Raw genomic sequence first — 15,478 nt, forward strand, 5'->3', positions numbered from 1 at the left:
TAAAGTGTGATTTAGCGGTGCAATGCCGGGCTTATCCGCAGGTATACCTGCGCGCTCAGCGGGTTCTTTCCGTATATGCCGTACAGGGCTTTATCCTCCACATTTACAGTGCCCTGCGTACCGATGGACAGGTTGGTGTTCCAGACCGTGGCGAGGATGCGCGCGTATCCCAACGTAAAAGCATGTACGTTGTATTTACCGTGGCCCAGCTGATCTTCGAGTTGCAGCTCGTGTGTGGATTTTTCCACGAACTCGTAGCGGCCGTAGACAGCGTTCCGCTGCAACTGCAGGTTGCTTTCCGCCAGGAAGGAATGTTCGTTGCCGCCGTGGCTTTTGCTGTTGAGGCCCCATACCGCCGCGGAAGCCACAAAGCTGCCGGGCTTGCGAAGCTGCACGGTATGGATGGCGGAAGCAGTGGTGCGGGTGACGTTTTCATCCGGTTCCAGCGCTTCGGGGCTGTGCACGAAGGCTTGTGAGAACTGCAAGGCCCATTGTTTTGAGGGATTGTAACTGAGGCGGTAAGCATAGCTGTCGAACAGCGGTTTGTCGAAGTTATAACGGTCTTCATCCGGTTCGCGGCCGGTGAAGGAAGAGAACTCCGCTTTCAGCTGCTTGTAACGGAAGCCGAGGGTACCCACGCCGAAGGTGATGTGCGTGGCGTCCTGCCAGTGGTGGCCGAGCGGCGCATCCGGGTTGTTCATGGCGGAGATGCGGTGCATAAAGGCCGGGGCGCTGATGGTGGGCTCTCCGGGGTAGCCGAGGTAAGCATACACGTCCATGTTCTTGTTAATGGCATGTGTATACCCCACGCTCAGCGCGGCCAGCAGGTCGTGCGGATGCTGCCGGTCTACCAGCGCCTTGCCTTCCCAGGTTTCGCCGGACTGAAAAAGCAGCGGATAGCCGTTCCCGCCCATGGTCAGCCGGTCGAAGCTCAGCATGACGGTAGCGTTCAGCAATCCTCTTTTGCCTACCTGGTGGTTCATCATGCCCATGAACCAGTTCGGCGCATCCAGCTTTGCCGCGCCGCGGCTGCCTTTTGCCGTGAGGTCGGTGGAGGTGTAACGCAAAAAAATATTGCCGTGGAACATGAAAGAGGTCTTTCCTTTTTGCGCCATGTACATGTACATCGGGCTGGCGTCCGGCAGCCAGCTGGTGCCGGAGCCGTTGCGGCTCATGGGGAGGTTTCGGGAGTAGGCGTGGGTCATGTTGCTCATGTCGTGGCCGGCGTGATTGTTCATGTGCTGATCCACGTGGCCGTGATGCGCACCGGCCGTGTCCGGCTGATGCTGGTCATCCATTTTCATATCATGCTGATGATGTTTCGCCGGAACGGTATCTTTTTTCGTATGCTGATGATGTTTTGCCGGCGTCGTATCCGTTTTCGTATGCTGATGCTGCCGCTCCTCCGGCACCGTATCCTTTTTCTTCTCATGATGCTCATGCTGCGCCTTCGCCGCCGCAAAGCTGCCCGACAATAATATCGCTAAAACTATCCTTTTCATATCTCCTGTTTTATTTACAACAATTCTTTGTGAACAACGACCGGATAAACCGGCATATGCGGATGATCATCTTTTGCATGATACAAAGGTAGGCCACCCCAACACGGTGATCGTTATACAATTATGGCAATCTGTTACACATTCCCGGCGCCCTCCCTGACCACAATCAGTTTTTCCCGTAACGGCCATCATCGCCCGGGGAAGCGGCGCCAGATACTTTTACACCATGGATACACAGGTACAGCAGTTATGCGCACACTGCGGAGAACCCAGCCCCGGGGGCGCCCGGTTCTGCTGCAGCGGCTGTAAAATGGTCTATGAGCTGTTGAACGAAAACGGCCTGTGCGCCTACTATGAAATGAATGAAAGGCCGGGCATGGCGCAGCGCGTGCCCGTGCGGAAAGACAAATTCGCTTTCCTGGAAGACGACAAAGTGCAACAGCAGCTGATCCATTTCCAGGACCATCAGCAAACGCACGTTACCTTTTATATTCCGCATATCCATTGCAGTTCCTGCCTGTGGCTGCTGGAAAACCTCCACCACCTGGACCCCGGCATCCAGCAGGTAAACGTCAACTTCACCAGGAAGGAAGCCCGCATCATCTTCCATCAGCAACAGACTTCCCTGCGCAAAGTGGCCGAAACGCTGACCAGCATCGGCTACGAACCCTACATCAGCCTGCAGGACCTCGGGAATAAAAAGCCCGCCGTCAGCCGCCGCCTGATCTATCAGCTCGGCGTAGCCGGGTTCTGTTTCGCCAATATCATGCTGCTCAGCTTCCCGGAGTACTTTTCCAGCGATCATATGGAAACCGGCATGAGCCAGGCTTTCCGCTATCTGAACCTCGCGCTTTCCCTCCCTGTTTTCCTCTTCAGCGCACAGGCGTTCTACGCATCCGCCTGGAAAGGATTGAAGCACGGTTTTCTGAACATCGACATACCCATCGTACTGGCGATCGTTGTCACCTTCGTGCGCAGCCTGGTGGACGTGCTCTCCGGCGCCGGCGCGGGATATTTTGATTCGATGACGGGCATCGTGCTGTTCATGCTGATTGGCAGGATATTGCAGGATAAAACATACCAGGGTCTTTCATTCGACCGCGACTACACCGCCTATTTTCCCATAGCCGTCAGCGTGATAAAAGACAACAAGGAAATTCCCACCGTTCTGCCGGACGTGAAAGCCGGCGATACGCTGCTGGTGCATCACCAGGAACTCGTGCCGGCGGACGGCATCCTCGTGAAAGGCAAGGCCATGATCGACTACAGCTTCGTTACCGGTGAATCACAGCCCGTAACAAAGAACATGGGCGAACTGATATACGCCGGCGGACGCCAGCTGGAAGGGAACATCGAGATACTGACCATCCGCGAAGTGGCGCAAAGCTACCTGACCAGCCTCTGGAACCGCGACGAACTGAAAGGGGATAAAAAGCAGAAGGCTTCTTTTATCCATCTCGCCGGGCAATACTTTACCTGGGTGGTGCTGTGCATTGCAGCTATCACCACTATTTACTGGGGCATTTTCGATCCTTCGAAGATCTGGCCCGCCGTTACGGCGATATTGATCATAGCCTGCCCATGCGCCCTGCTGCTGGCGGCATCCTTCACCAACGGCCACATCCTGCGTATCCTCAGCCGTCATCATTTATACCTGCGCAATGCGCAAGCCATCGAAAGCCTCGCCACCACCACGCATATCGTATTCGATAAAACAGGCACGCTCACCTCCCGCGGGGAAGCGCAGGTAACATGGCACGGGCGGCCGCTTTCGCTGCCGGAGAAAGACGCCATCGCTACACTGACGGGGCAGTCCCAACACCCCGCCAGCAAAGTGATACAATCCTTCCTCGGCCAGCCGTTCTCTAGCACCGTGGCGCACTTTACGGAACAAACGGGGCAAGGCATCGAGGGTACCGCGCATCATTTGCGCATACGCATCGGCAATGCGGGATGGACGGGCATGCAGGACCCGGCAGATCAACAGGGCAGCATTGTGCATGTGAAGATCAACCGGCAGCCGGCCGGGTACTTTTGCATTCGCAACAGCTACCGCGAAGGCATCGAAAACATGCTGCAAAAGCTGAAATACCCGCTCACCGTGCTTTCCGGCGACCATGCCGGAGAAGAACGCGCACTGCACGCCATGATGCCGGACGCCACCCTGCATTTCCGCCAGCAACCGGACGACAAGCTCAACTATATACTTCACCTCCAACAGCAAGGCAAACGTGTATTGATGATCGGTGACGGGCTGAACGATGCCGGGGCGCTGAAACAAAGCGATACCGGCATCTCCCTCACCGAGCACAACAACAACTTCACCCCCGCCAGCGACGGCATCCTGGAAGGATCGCAGCTGGAAAAGCTGCCGGCGTTCATCCGCTTTTGCAAAATGAACAAACGCATCATTCTCTTCAGCTTCGCTTATTCCACCATCTATAATATCACCGGCCTGTACTTCGCGGTGCAGGGCATCCTTTCACCGCTCACCGCGGCGGTCCTGATGCCCTCCAGCTCCATCAGCCTGATCCTGATCACCTATGGCATCAGCGAATGGGCCGGAAAACGCCTTTTACGCTGATGACGGTCATCACCGCATTTGACGGGCATCATCAGCCGGATGCAGGCGTCAGCCTACTTTTACACCATCAAAACAACCAGTTATGAGTGTGATATTCCTGCTGCTCGGCGCCAGCCTCTCCGTTGCGCTGTTCTTCCTGGTAGCCTTCATCTGGTCGGTAAAAGACGGACAGTATGAAGATGACTACTCACCCGCTCACCGCATGCTTTTCGATGAAAAGATCAACAACGACTAATCTGAAACAATACCATGATGTCTTCTCTGGAAAAATTCTCTTACGACAACCGCACGGTGAAATGGTTTGCCTGGGCTACCCTGTTCTGGGGGCTGATCGGTATGCTGGCCGGCCTCTGGGCGGCTACGGCGCTTGTTTATCCCGACCTGAACCTTGGCTACGCGCCTACTACCTTCGGCCGTTTGCGGCCGGTGCACACCAATGCGGTGGTTTTCGCATTTGTGGGCAACGGCATTTTCATGGGCGTGTATTACTCCCTGCAAAGGCTGTGTAAAGCCCGCATGTTCAGCGACCTGTTGAGCAAAATACATTTCTGGGGATGGCAGGCCATCATCGCCGGAGGTGCGTTAACGTTATTCATGGGTTATACCACGGGTAAGGAATATGCGGAGCTGGAATGGCCTTTCGACATTGCCATCACATTGATATGGCTGGTGTTCGGTGCCAACATGCTCGGCACGATCCTCAGACGGCGGGTATCCCATCTCTATGTAGCGATCTGGTTCTACATCGGCACCTGGGTGGCCATTGCGATGCTGCACATCGTGAACTCCTTCGAGATGCCGCTGTCCCTTTTCAAAAGCTATTCCTGGTACGCCGGCGTGCAGGACGCCCTGGTGCAATGGTGGTACGGTCACAATGCCGTGGCCTTCTTCCTCACCACACCTTATCTCGGATTGATGTATTACTTCGTGCCGAAAGCGGCCAACCGCCCGGTGTATTCCTACCGCTGGTCTATCATCCACTTCTGGGCGCTGATCTTCATTTACATCTGGGCAGGCCCGCACCACTTGCTCTACACCGCATTGCCGGAATGGGCGCAATCCCTCGGCACCGTATTCTCCATCATGCTCATCGCACCCTCCTGGGGCGGCATGCTGAACGGCCTGCTCACCCTGCGCGGCGCGTGGGACCGCGTGCGGGAAGACGCCATCCTGAAATTCTTCGTGGTAGCGCTCACCGCCTACGGCATGGCCACCTTTGAAGGCCCCATGCTGTCATTAAAAAATGTAAACGCCATTTCTCACTATACGGACTGGACCATCGCACACGTGCACGTTGGCGCGCTCGGATGGAACGGCTTCCTCACCTTCGGCATTCTTTACTGGATGATACCGCGGCTGTTCAACACCACGCTGTACTCCAAAAAATGGGCGAACACCCACTTCTGGATCGGCACGCTCGGCATCATCTTCTACGCCGTACCACTGTACTGGGCCGCTTTCACACAAAGCATGATGTGGAAACAGTTCACCGAAGAAGGCCAGCTGAAATTCCAGTTCCTCGAAACCGTGACTACCATTGTTCCGATGTATGCGCTGCGGGCTGTAGGCGGATTGTTATACGTAAGCGGATTGATACTGATGATCGTGAACATCGTGAAGACGGTACGCAAGGGCAGCTTCGTGGCGAATGAAGCGGCGGAAGCGGCGCCGCTGGTGAAAGATGCGGTAACGCACGGTAAATCGTACTGGCATAACTGGATCGAGAAAAGACCCGTGCAGATGGTGGTGTTCAGCCTGATCGTAGTCGGCATTGGCGGGATACTGGAAATGGTGCCCACCTTCCTCATCCGCAGCAACATCCCCACCATCAGCACCGTAAAACCTTACACGCCGCTGGAACTGCATGGCCGGGACATCTACATCCGCGAAGGATGTTACACCTGCCACTCCCAGATGGTGCGCCCCTTCCGCGATGAAGTGGCGCGGTACGGCGAATATTCAAAGGCCGGGGAATTTATTTACGACCACCCCTTCCAGTGGGGCTCCAAACGCACGGGGCCGGACCTGGCAAGGCTCGGCGGCAAGTACCCGGACTCCTGGCACTATAACCACATGCTCGATCCTACCTCCATGTCGCCCGGCAGCATCATGCCTACGTATCCCTGGCTGTTCGACAACCGCGTGGATAAAAGCAAAACACCGGCGATGATCAACGTGATGCGCAAGCTCGGCGTGCCTTACGAGCACGGATATGAAATGCAGGCCATCGCGGATTACGACAAGCAGGCCGCACAGATCACCGCCAGCCTGCAACGCGACAAACTGGAAGTGGGCGCGGACCGGGAGATCGTGGCGCTGATCGCGTACATGCAAAGACTCGGCACAGACATCAAGGTTTCATCCGGAAAAAATTAAGCCATGAAATTCATCAAATACCTGGAAAGCATTGCAGGCATCAGCATCTACCCGATGGCCTCGCTGTTGATATTCTCCATCTTCTTTCTGCTGGCCGCCTTCTGGGCATTCCGGGCAGACAGGAAGATGATGGACCAGATCAGTCACATCCCTTTAGACAACGACGAACCTAAAAATCCATGACCATGCGCCGTACGACCAAACGATCATTGACCCTGCTGCTGTTGCTGAGCAGCCTCACCGCATCCGCGCAAGGTCCCGCCACCTCTCCTTTCGCCGGGCTCGACCACCCCGTAGCTTTGCTGCTGCTGTGCGTCGCCATCGGCCTGATGATCGCCATCCTTATACTTGGCTATACCGTACTGGGTGCGATGGACATCTACCGGGAAAGGATCAAAAAAGAAAAGATACTGCCGGTAGTGCTCCTGCTGCTCGTCAGCAGCGCGGCGCAGGCGCAGGATACAACATCATCCGCCAGCAGTATCGTGCAGGGCATGTCAGACACCGTCTTCACCTTGCTCACGCTGGTGATCGGCGTGGAGCTGCTGGTGATCATGATGCTCATCAGCGCGCTGCGGATACTGGCCGGCATTCAACGTAAAAGCGCTCCCCGTACCAAAAAAGCACCGGCGCCCGGCAAGCCGCGCATCAACTGGCTGGAAAAGCTCAACCGCACCAGAAGCCTGGACGCCGCCACCGAAGCGGAAGCAGACATGGGGCATGATTACGACGGCATCCGCGAGCTGAACAATCCCACGCCGCCCTGGTGGCGCTACAGCTTCTATTTCAGCATCCTGTTCGGCGTTGTGTACCTCTGGCGTTATCATGTTTCGCAAGCGGCGCCCCTGCAGCTCGAAGAGCTGCAGATAGCGGAAGCCAAAGCGGCCGAGGCAAAGGAAGCATATCTTAAAAATGCCGCCAACAACATCGATGAGAACAACGTCACGCTGTTGAAAGATCCGTCAGACATCGAAGCGGGAAAAAAACTGTTCATCACCAACTGCGCCGCCTGCCACGGGCCGGAAGGACAGGGCGTTGTGGGCCCCAACCTCACGGACAGCTATTGGATGCACGGCGGCAAAGTGAGTGAAATATTCGCGACGATCAAATACGGCGTACCCGAGAAAGGCATGAAATCCTGGAAAGAGGACTTTTCACCCAAACAACTGGCACAGCTGACAGGTTACATCAAATCCATTCACGGCACCAATCCCGCCAATCCGAAAGAGCAGCAGGGAACATTGTACACTGAAGCGCAATAACGTATGGAAGAGGACGAGTTATTCAGGGACAGCATCGCAACGGTTACCAAACAGGGCAAACGCAGATGGATCTATGCCAAACGACCTAAGGGCAGGCTTTTTAACATCAGAAGCATAGTCAGTTATATTTACTTCATCGCGTTTTTCAGCCTGCCGTTCATACAAGTGAACGGCAGGCCCCTGTTTCTTTTCGATGTTACGCAGGGGCGGTTCATCCTCTTCGGCGCGATCTTCTGGCCGCAGGATTTTTTCATTTTCGGACTGGCGATGCTGGGCTTCATTCTCTTCATCGTGCTGTTCACCATGGCTTTCGGGCGGCTCTTCTGTGGATGGGTCTGCCCGCAAACCATTTTTATGGAGATGCTGTTCCGCAAGATCGAATACTGGATAGAAGGAGATGCGCCCGCGCAGAAGATGCTGCAAAAAGCACCGTGGAGCGCGGAAAAGATCAGGAAGAAAACCATCAAACACCTGCTCTTCTTTTTACTGTCTGTGCTGATCGCCAATACTTTTCTCGCCTACATCATCGGCATACAAGAGCTGCGGTCCATTGTCACCGATCCGCTTTCCAGGCACATGGGCGGCTTTATGGCGATGCTGGCGTTCTCCGGCGTATTCTACGCCGTGTTCGCCTTCTTCCGCGAGCAGGTATGCACGGTGGTTTGTCCGTATGGCAGGCTGCAAAGCGTACTGCTGGACAAAGATTCTGTAGTAGTGGCGTACGATTATGTGCGGGGCGAGCCGCGCGGCAAATACAAAAAAGACGCGCCGGAACTGGGAGATTGCATCGACTGCATGCAATGCGTGCACGTTTGTCCCACCGGCATAGACATCCGCAACGGCACACAGCTGGAATGCGTGAACTGCACCGCCTGCATCGACGCCTGTAATTTCATGATGGAGAAAGTGGGGAGAGCCACCGGCCTGATACGCTATGCTTCGGAGAACGGCATCGCGCAGAAGAAACCGCTGCGTTTCACACCGCGGTTAAAGTTCTACAGCACCATACTCCTCCTCATCACCGGCGCGCTCGTATTCCTGCTGATCAGCCGCAAACCCGTCAGCGGCACTATCATCCGCACAGCGGGCATGCTGTACCAGGAGCGGGGAACAGACAGCATCAGCAATCTCTACCGCATCAAGCTCGTCAATAAAACCACCGATGCCATACCGCTGACCCTGCGGCTGGAAAAAACGCCGGGGCAGGTAGAAACCATCGGGCAGCCGGAGATACACATCAAGGCGGAGGGACAGGGAGAAGGCACCTTCTTCGTGGTGCTGCCGCGAACGGCCATCAAAAAAAGAAAATCTGTTCTAACGATCGGGTTATACCGGAACGGTCAGTTGATCACTACGCAACAGACCACATTCCTGGGCCCGGCAAAATAAAATAGCAGTCATGAACTGGGGACACAAGATCATCATCGTATTCATCCTTGGCGCCGCAGGCATCGTCACCCTCGTGGTCAAAAGCATGCGCACGCGCATAGACATGGTGACGGGCGACTATTATGCGGAAGAACTGAAGTATCAGCAGAACATAGACGCGCAGAAAAACGCGCATCGTTTAACCGACCCCGTTGTGATCGCGCAAACCAGCGATTCCGTGGAGATCATCTTCCCGCGGGAATGCCTTGACGCGGAACTGAAAGGCGAGATCACCTTTTACCGCCCTTCCGATTCCCGCAGGGATTTTTCGGTGCCGGTGCAGCCGGATGAATATGGTAAAGTATTGGTACACCGGCAGCGCCTGGACCGTGGCAACTACCGCATCAAGGTGCAATGGGAGCTGGACGGCACACCTTATTTCCTGGAAAAACAATTCTTTGTACAATGATCGCGGCCATCCTGCTCGGCTTCCTCGGAAGTTTCCACTGCATCGGCATGTGCGGGCCCATCGCGCTGACGCTGCCTGTACATCACCTGCAAGGTGGTAAAAAGATGGGCGGCATATTATTGTACAATGCGGGCCGCGTAGCGGCGTATATGCTGATGGGCTTGTTGTTCGGATGGCTGGGGCGGCAGTTCTACATCGGCGGATGGCAGCAGGGGTTGTCCATCGCGCTGGGCGTGCTGCTGCTGGCTTCGGTGATCTTTCACCGGTATTTCCGCCGCCTGCCGCGCTTCACCATCTGGCAGGGAAAGATCAAAACGATACTGGGCCGCCTGCTCGCGAAGCAGCAGTTCCGCACGCTGGCGGCCATCGGGTTTTTCAATGGCTTTTTACCATGTGGGCTGGTATACCTCGGCATTGCGGGGGCGCTGGCTACAGGCGACATACTACAGGGCGCGTTGTTCATGGGCGCGTTTGGTGCGGGAACATTGCCGGCGATGGTGGCGGTGAGCTGGTTCGGGCAGCTGATCACGCTGCAATGGCGCACCCGCATCCGCCGCCTGATACCGGTGATGGTAAGCATGATGGCCGTGCTGCTCATCCTGCGCGGGCTGAATCTCGGCATCCCTTATATCAGCCCGGCCATGCAGCATACGGAAGAAAAAGTAACTGTCAACTGTTGTCATAAACCGGCATGATATGAACCTGCTTCAGAAATACAATGTGGCCGCGCCGCGCTACACCAGCTATCCCGCGGTGCCTTTATGGGATGAAGAAAGCTTCGGCGGGGCGGACTGGAAAGCGTCGCTGCAAAAGTCCTTCGCGGAGCTGAATCCGGAAAGCGGCATCAGCCTTTACCTGCATCTTCCCTTTTGCGAAAGCCTTTGCACTTACTGCGGCTGCAACAAGCACATCACGGTGAACCACGGGCATGAGGAGCCTTACATCCACACATTGCTGCAGGAATGGGGGATGTACCTCCAACTGTTCGAAGAGCGGCCGCGTTTGCGCGAGGTGCACCTGGGCGGGGGAACGCCTACGTTCTTCAGTCCCGAGAATCTGCACGGGCTGCTCACCCGCCTATTCTCCGGCTGCGAAATATTGCCGGATGCGTCCTTCAGCTTTGAAGGGCATCCGAACAACACCACACGGGAACATATGCAGGTGCTGTACGACCTTGGTTTCCGCCGCATGAGCCTGGGCATACAGGACTTCGACCCGGTCGTGCAAAAGGTCATCCACCGCATACAACCCGTTGAAACAGTGGCCCGCGTGGTAAAAGAAGCGCGGGAAATCGGTTACACCTCCATCAATTTCGACCTGATCTACGGCCTCCCGCTGCAAACGCCCCGCAGCATTCATGATACGATCAGCAAGGTGGTGCGGCTTTTGCCGGAACGCATATCGTTTTACAGCTACGCCCACGTACCCTGGATACCGGGCAACGGCCAGCGGTCCTTCTCCGAAAAAGACCTGCCGCAGGACGATGAAAAACAGGCGCTGTACGAATTGGGCAGGTCGTTGTTGCAGGAACATGCTTACCAGGAGATCGGGATGGACCACTTCGCCCTGCCGGACGATGAACTGTCCATTGCCCGGAAAGAAGGGCGGCTGCACCGCAACTTCATGGGATATACCACCACGCATACGGAATTGCTCATTGGCCTCGGCGTTTCCGCCATCGGCGATCACCGGGATGCCTATGTGCAAAACGAGAAAAACCTCGCCGCCTACCAGGAGCGGGTGCGGGAAGGGCGGTTCCCCGTTTCCAAAGGGCACCTGTTAAGCAGGGAAGACCTGCTGCTCCGCCGCCATATCCAGGCGCTGATGTGCCATTTTTCCACCCGCTGGAAGCGGCAGGACGTGAACTGCGACGCGGTGGTGGACGGCCTGCAACGCTTGCAGGAGCTGGAACGGGACGGCCTCGTGCGGGTGGAACCCGCCGGCATAACGGTCACCGCACAGGGCAGGCCCTTCATCCGCAATATCTGCATGGCTTTCGACGCCCGGCTGTGGAAAAAGAAACCCGGCACGAGGATATTCAGCTCATCCATTTAAAATACCGGCCATGGAACGGAAACCGTTCATATGAAATAAATGCCTACCTTCAGAAGGTAAATCTAAACCGCCGTAAAAATGAGAAAACTGTTCATCCTGCTGATGCTGGTGCCGTTCCTTGGCTTCGCACAGCAAAAAGGTATCCGCTTTGAAAACGACCTCTCCTGGGCACAGATCAAAGCCAAGGCAAAAGCCGAAAACAAATTCATCTTCGTAGACTGTTTCACCACCTGGTGCGGCCCCTGCAAGTACATGTCCAACACCATCTTCCCGCAGGAGATCATGGGCAATTACTTCAATGACAAGTTCATCAACGTACAGGTGCAGATGGACAAAACGGACAAGGACAATGAATATGTAAAAAGCTGGTATGAAGATGCGGCCAGCATCGAAAAAGATTATGCCATCCGCGCCTATCCCACCTTCCTGTATTTTTCTCCCGATGGTGAAATTGTGCACCGCGTAGTAGGCGGCGGCGAAGCGGAAGAGTTTATTGCCCGCTCCTCCAAAGCTCTCAGCCCGGAAACACAATACTACAGCCTGCTGGGGAAATACAAGGAAGGAAACAAAACGCCTGACCATCTCCGCAAAACCGCACTGGCTGCGCGCGATGCGGGCGACATGCAAAATGGCGGCGCTATTTTCAACGAGTACCTCGCCACACAAAAAGACCTTTACACCAAAGAAAACATCGAGCTGCTGAACAGCTTCACCTCCAGCAGCAAAGACAAAGGCTTTTCCATTTTCCTCAACGACAGCAAAAAAGTAGATGCTGTACTGGGCGAAGGCAAGGCGATGGACCGGGTAAAGAACATCGTAGCCAACGAAGAGATCTATTCCAAAATGTTCCGCCGCGATGCTACGGGCGACTGGGCGCCGGTGGAAGCCAGCATGAAGAGCAAATATCCGCAGATCGCGGACGAAATGCTGGCGCAGACCAAAGCGCAGTATTACATGTTCAAACAGGATTGGCCTAACTTCCAGACACAGGTGGTGGCCTACATGAAAAAATACGGCCAGAAAGCATCCCCGGAACAGCTGAACCAGTTCGCATGGACCGTGTTTGAAAACTGCCCGGACATGAGCTGCGTGAAGGAAGCGCTGGAATGGAGCAAACGCTCGCTGGAAGGAAAAGAAAACCCGATGTTCATGGATACTTATGCGAACATTCTGTACCGGCTCGGCCGGAAAGACGAGGCCATCGCCATGCAGGAAAAAGCGGTAAAACTGTCCAATGGCGACAAAGAGCTGAACGCTACGCTCACCAGGATGAAAAACGGGGAAAAGACCTGGAAATAATCATCGCTATACTAAAAGAAAGAAGCTGTACCGGTTATCGATACAGCTTCTTTTTTTATGCTCAATACTTCGTCTGCAAATAATCCTCCACATTTTCGCGCTCCGTATTGGTGAGCGCCCTGTTGTAAAAGATGATCTCGGCTACATCCGCTTTCAGGGTATTGGTGTTGGTCGCTCCGATCATGAAGCCCGTCCATGCCACCGGTGTCTGCGACAATACGCCCGATGCCACTTCCACGCCATTCCTGTGCAGGCGCGATGTGCCGCTGGTGCCGGGGAAAGTAAAGGCGAATACCTGCGTGGCGGCGTCCGTCAGCGTGCCGGACGGCGTGCTCAGCCTGCCGGGTACGCCGGTGCCGCAATAGATGGTGCCATTGGCGGAACCGTGGAAGAGGAACTGCCCCCAGCCACCGAGCGCCCCGAGGCTCTGGTTGTAGTCCGCCAGCCCGTCCGGTTTAAGCACCAGAAAAAACGTATAGGCGGGCTGGTTACCTTTCAGTTCCGCAATGTCCAGCCGGTCGTCTACCCCGTCGAAGCGCAGGGCTGGTTTGCCATTGATCGCATTGGCTACATACAGCGGCTTGTACAGCTGATTGGTTTGCGTGGCGGTATTGGTGTACCCGGAACCATCGCCCCAGGTGTTCACGTAGTTATTGATATCCTTCACGATAGCACCGTCCGGCGCATCGCCTTTCAGCCACAATCGCAATCCCGCGATGGGAATGGGCGGTGTGGGCGGAGGCGGTGGAACCGGCATGGGGTCGATCAGTTTGATATCCTGGTAAGCGGGCTGGATGCCGGCATTGTTGATAATGGCGGTATCGTGCACGGGATTGGTGCCGAGCGTATTATAGGCTTCGGTGCCGTTGAAGTTCACCCGCCATCTGCTGATGTTATTGTCCACGCAATTCTGATCGATGGTGAAGCCGCTGCTGCCCTGATCGAGATAGATGGACGCTACGGGATAGGTCAGCGTCAGCGGTGTGGTGGCCCAGATGCTTCTGTATGTGCTGTCGATATAATTGTATTTGATGGTGGAAGCGGGGCCCTGGTTGCTGAGGGTGTATATTCCGCCGCCATCGCATAACAGCTGCACCACGTTGTAGATGCGGTTGTATTCGATATGATTGTTGCTCATGGCATTGGTATTGAACGTCCAGCCCCATCCGCTGTTGATGCCGGTATACGGCAGCGCCGTCACTTCATTGTGGATGATGCTGGTGTTCCGGATATACCCGGCGGCAATGCCGTTCCCGCAGTAATAATCCAGGGCGCAGCTGTAGATAAAATTATTCGCCACCACATTTTCATTGCAATACTCGCGGGTGTCCGCAGGGTCGTACAGCCCGGCGATGGGCATGTCCGCTTCGGAAAATTTGCCGATCTGCATGGCGTTGCCGGCGATGTTATGGAACACATTGCCTTCTACTACGATGTTCTGGGTGCTGGTATAGAGATCCAGCCCCGTGGAGCCGCAGAACCTGAAAACGTTGCGCGTGAGGCGCATATGGTCCGCATTTTTGATGTAGAAAGCAGCGGCCGGCCTGTCCGTCCGGTCATTACCGATGCTGAACTGCTGCGACTGCAAACCGATGTTCCCGTTGAAGGTGGGGCGCGTCCAGTTGGCATACTGGAATGTGATGCCTTCAAACACCATATGATGCGCATGCGTGCCGAGGCCGGAGCCGGTCACTTTGATGAGCGTATCGATGGTGGGCGCCACCACGGTGGCGTTAGCCATGTTCTCGCCGGGAAGCGGCTTGTAGTACACGTAGCGGGGAGATACATTGTTGTCCAGGTACCACTCCCCTCCTTCATCTATAAAATCGCGGCTGTTCTCGAAGTGGTAAGCCTGGTCGTTCGATTTCTGCGGCCATGCGCGTTCGAACACGATATCTTTTTCCGTTGTGTTCACGGTGATATCCTTGTACGAGCCATTGGTGGCTACGGACGCGATGCGCATGATGCTTTCGGCCCAGTATTGCTGCACGATCATCTCCACTTTGCCGTTGGCAAGGTTCTGCGGGTTGCCGAGCTGCGTGGCGGGAATGTTGATGGTGTTGGCCGGCGTATTCCAGGACGTGAGCCGGTTATACGTGCCTTTGTTGGGCGTGCGCGCCCGCACGGCTCTTTTGCCGTTCACGTACAGCTGCCGGAATTCCTGCGAGCCGCAGGCGGCGCGGTAGATACCGTTCTGCCAGAGTGACCAGCCGGTGATCTGCGTACCGCCGCTGATGATGGGCCTTTCGTTCGTGTATGCCTGGTATGCTACATAGTGGCCGTCTTTTCCGGCGTCGGTTTCTGTAAATTCGAGCGCGCTGGTGAACGTGTAAGTGCCGCCGCGCAGCCATACGTAGATGTCACCCGTCCAGGCGCCGGGCCTGGCACGGATCACATCTCTTGCCTTTTTAATTGTTTTGAAGGGTTGCGCCTCCGTGCCGGGATTGCTGTCGTTTCCCGCGGGAGATACGTAATAGCTGGCCATGATCTGCGCCTGCGCATGCATGGCCAGTAGTACGCATACGATGATCGTCAGGATTTTTTTCAGGAACATAGGTATAGG

Annotated in this window: 12 protein-coding genes; 10 read left to right on the top strand and 2 right to left on the bottom strand. The window is 55.5% G+C overall.

The annotated features are described in order from the left end of the window. Positions 1–11: 11 nt before the first annotated feature. Positions 12–1,502 carry a TonB-dependent receptor gene (locus CCY01nite_RS01020; RefSeq protein ID WP_146857444.1) on the bottom strand — a complete coding sequence of 497 codons (1,491 nt, stop codon included), beginning with the start codon at positions 1,500–1,502 and terminating at the stop codon, positions 12–14. A gap of 226 nt (positions 1,503–1,728) precedes the next feature. On the opposite strand from CCY01nite_RS01020, the gene CCY01nite_RS01025 reads away from it, so the two are divergent. The 10 genes from CCY01nite_RS01025 to CCY01nite_RS01070 all read left to right on the top strand — a co-directional run bounded on the left by CCY01nite_RS01025 (position 1,729) and on the right by CCY01nite_RS01070 (position 12,915). Beyond that, positions 1,729–4,086, top strand: a complete 2,358-nt coding sequence (locus CCY01nite_RS01025; protein WP_146857445.1) for a heavy metal translocating P-type ATPase — start codon at positions 1,729–1,731, stop codon at positions 4,084–4,086. Positions 4,087–4,168: 82 nt separating this feature from the next. Then, positions 4,169–4,321, top strand: coding sequence for a cbb3-type cytochrome oxidase assembly protein CcoS (gene ccoS, locus CCY01nite_RS01030; RefSeq protein ID WP_146857446.1), 153 nt, complete (start codon positions 4,169–4,171; stop codon positions 4,319–4,321). Positions 4,322–4,335: 14 nt separating this feature from the next. Continuing rightward, positions 4,336–6,462, top strand: a complete 2,127-nt coding sequence (gene ccoN / locus CCY01nite_RS01035) for a cytochrome-c oxidase, cbb3-type subunit I (protein ID WP_246129816.1) — start codon at positions 4,336–4,338, stop codon at positions 6,460–6,462. A gap of 3 nt (positions 6,463–6,465) precedes the next feature. Next, positions 6,466–6,645, top strand: coding sequence for a CcoQ/FixQ family Cbb3-type cytochrome c oxidase assembly chaperone (locus CCY01nite_RS01040; protein ID WP_146857447.1), 180 nt, complete (start codon positions 6,466–6,468; stop codon positions 6,643–6,645). Between the two features lie 2 nt (positions 6,646–6,647). Further along, a complete protein-coding gene (locus CCY01nite_RS01045; RefSeq protein WP_186830837.1) occupies positions 6,648–7,724 on the top strand; it encodes a cbb3-type cytochrome c oxidase N-terminal domain-containing protein in 1,077 nt (358 codons plus the stop codon). A gap of 3 nt (positions 7,725–7,727) precedes the next feature. Beyond that, positions 7,728–9,113, top strand: a complete 1,386-nt coding sequence (gene ccoG, locus CCY01nite_RS01050) for a cytochrome c oxidase accessory protein CcoG (protein ID WP_146857449.1) — start codon at positions 7,728–7,730, stop codon at positions 9,111–9,113. A gap of 10 nt (positions 9,114–9,123) precedes the next feature. Continuing rightward, the gene (locus CCY01nite_RS01055) at positions 9,124–9,561 is read left to right on the top strand and encodes a FixH family protein (protein WP_146857450.1); all 438 of its coding nucleotides are present in this window, start codon (positions 9,124–9,126) and stop codon (positions 9,559–9,561) included. Beyond that, complete coding sequence (locus CCY01nite_RS01060; protein WP_186830838.1) at positions 9,558–10,256, top strand: sulfite exporter TauE/SafE family protein; 699 nt, start codon at positions 9,558–9,560, stop codon at positions 10,254–10,256. The genes CCY01nite_RS01055 and CCY01nite_RS01060 overlap by 4 nt, the downstream gene beginning before the upstream one ends. A gap of 1 nt (position 10,257) precedes the next feature. Beyond that, positions 10,258–11,616, top strand: coding sequence for an oxygen-independent coproporphyrinogen III oxidase (hemN, locus tag CCY01nite_RS01065; RefSeq protein WP_146857452.1), 1,359 nt, complete (start codon positions 10,258–10,260; stop codon positions 11,614–11,616). Between the two features lie 78 nt (positions 11,617–11,694). Further along, on the top strand, positions 11,695–12,915 hold the full coding sequence (locus CCY01nite_RS01070; RefSeq protein ID WP_146857453.1) for a thioredoxin family protein: 1,221 nt from the start codon (positions 11,695–11,697) through the stop codon (positions 12,913–12,915). Positions 12,916–12,976: 61 nt separating this feature from the next. Here CCY01nite_RS01070 and CCY01nite_RS01075 read toward each other — a convergent pair whose 3' ends face one another. Continuing rightward, a complete protein-coding gene (locus CCY01nite_RS01075) occupies positions 12,977–15,469 on the bottom strand; it encodes a hypothetical protein (protein ID WP_146857454.1) in 2,493 nt (830 codons plus the stop codon). Positions 15,470–15,478: the final 9 nt, after the last annotated feature.

The sequence above is a fragment of the Chitinophaga cymbidii genome, assembly GCF_007992715.1.
Taxonomy (GTDB): domain Bacteria; phylum Bacteroidota; class Bacteroidia; order Chitinophagales; family Chitinophagaceae; genus Chitinophaga; species Chitinophaga cymbidii.

Bases quoted from the DNA above. Each gene is read 5' to 3' on its own strand.
- CCY01nite_RS01040 (WP_146857447.1), top strand. From the start codon at position 6,466: ATGAAATTCATCAAATACCTGGAAAGCATTGCAGGCATCAGCATCTAC.
- CCY01nite_RS01060 (WP_186830838.1), top strand. From the start codon at position 9,558: ATGATCGCGGCCATCCTGCTCGGCTTCCTCGGAAGTTTCCACTGCATC.
- CCY01nite_RS01045 (WP_186830837.1), top strand. From the start codon at position 6,648: ATGCGCCGTACGACCAAACGATCATTGACCCTGCTGCTGTTGCTGAGC.
- CCY01nite_RS01025 (WP_146857445.1), top strand. From the start codon at position 1,729: ATGGATACACAGGTACAGCAGTTATGCGCACACTGCGGAGAACCCAGC.
- ccoG (WP_146857449.1), top strand. From the start codon at position 7,728: ATGGAAGAGGACGAGTTATTCAGGGACAGCATCGCAACGGTTACCAAA.
- ccoN (WP_246129816.1), top strand. From the start codon at position 4,336: ATGATGTCTTCTCTGGAAAAATTCTCTTACGACAACCGCACGGTGAAA.
- CCY01nite_RS01070 (WP_146857453.1), top strand. From the start codon at position 11,695: ATGAGAAAACTGTTCATCCTGCTGATGCTGGTGCCGTTCCTTGGCTTC.
- ccoS (WP_146857446.1), top strand. From the start codon at position 4,169: ATGAGTGTGATATTCCTGCTGCTCGGCGCCAGCCTCTCCGTTGCGCTG.
- hemN (WP_146857452.1), top strand. From the start codon at position 10,258: ATGAACCTGCTTCAGAAATACAATGTGGCCGCGCCGCGCTACACCAGC.
- CCY01nite_RS01020 (WP_146857444.1), bottom strand. From the start codon at position 1,502: ATGAAAAGGATAGTTTTAGCGATATTATTGTCGGGCAGCTTTGCGGCG.
- CCY01nite_RS01055 (WP_146857450.1), top strand. From the start codon at position 9,124: ATGAACTGGGGACACAAGATCATCATCGTATTCATCCTTGGCGCCGCA.
- CCY01nite_RS01075 (WP_146857454.1), bottom strand. From the start codon at position 15,469: ATGTTCCTGAAAAAAATCCTGACGATCATCGTATGCGTACTACTGGCC.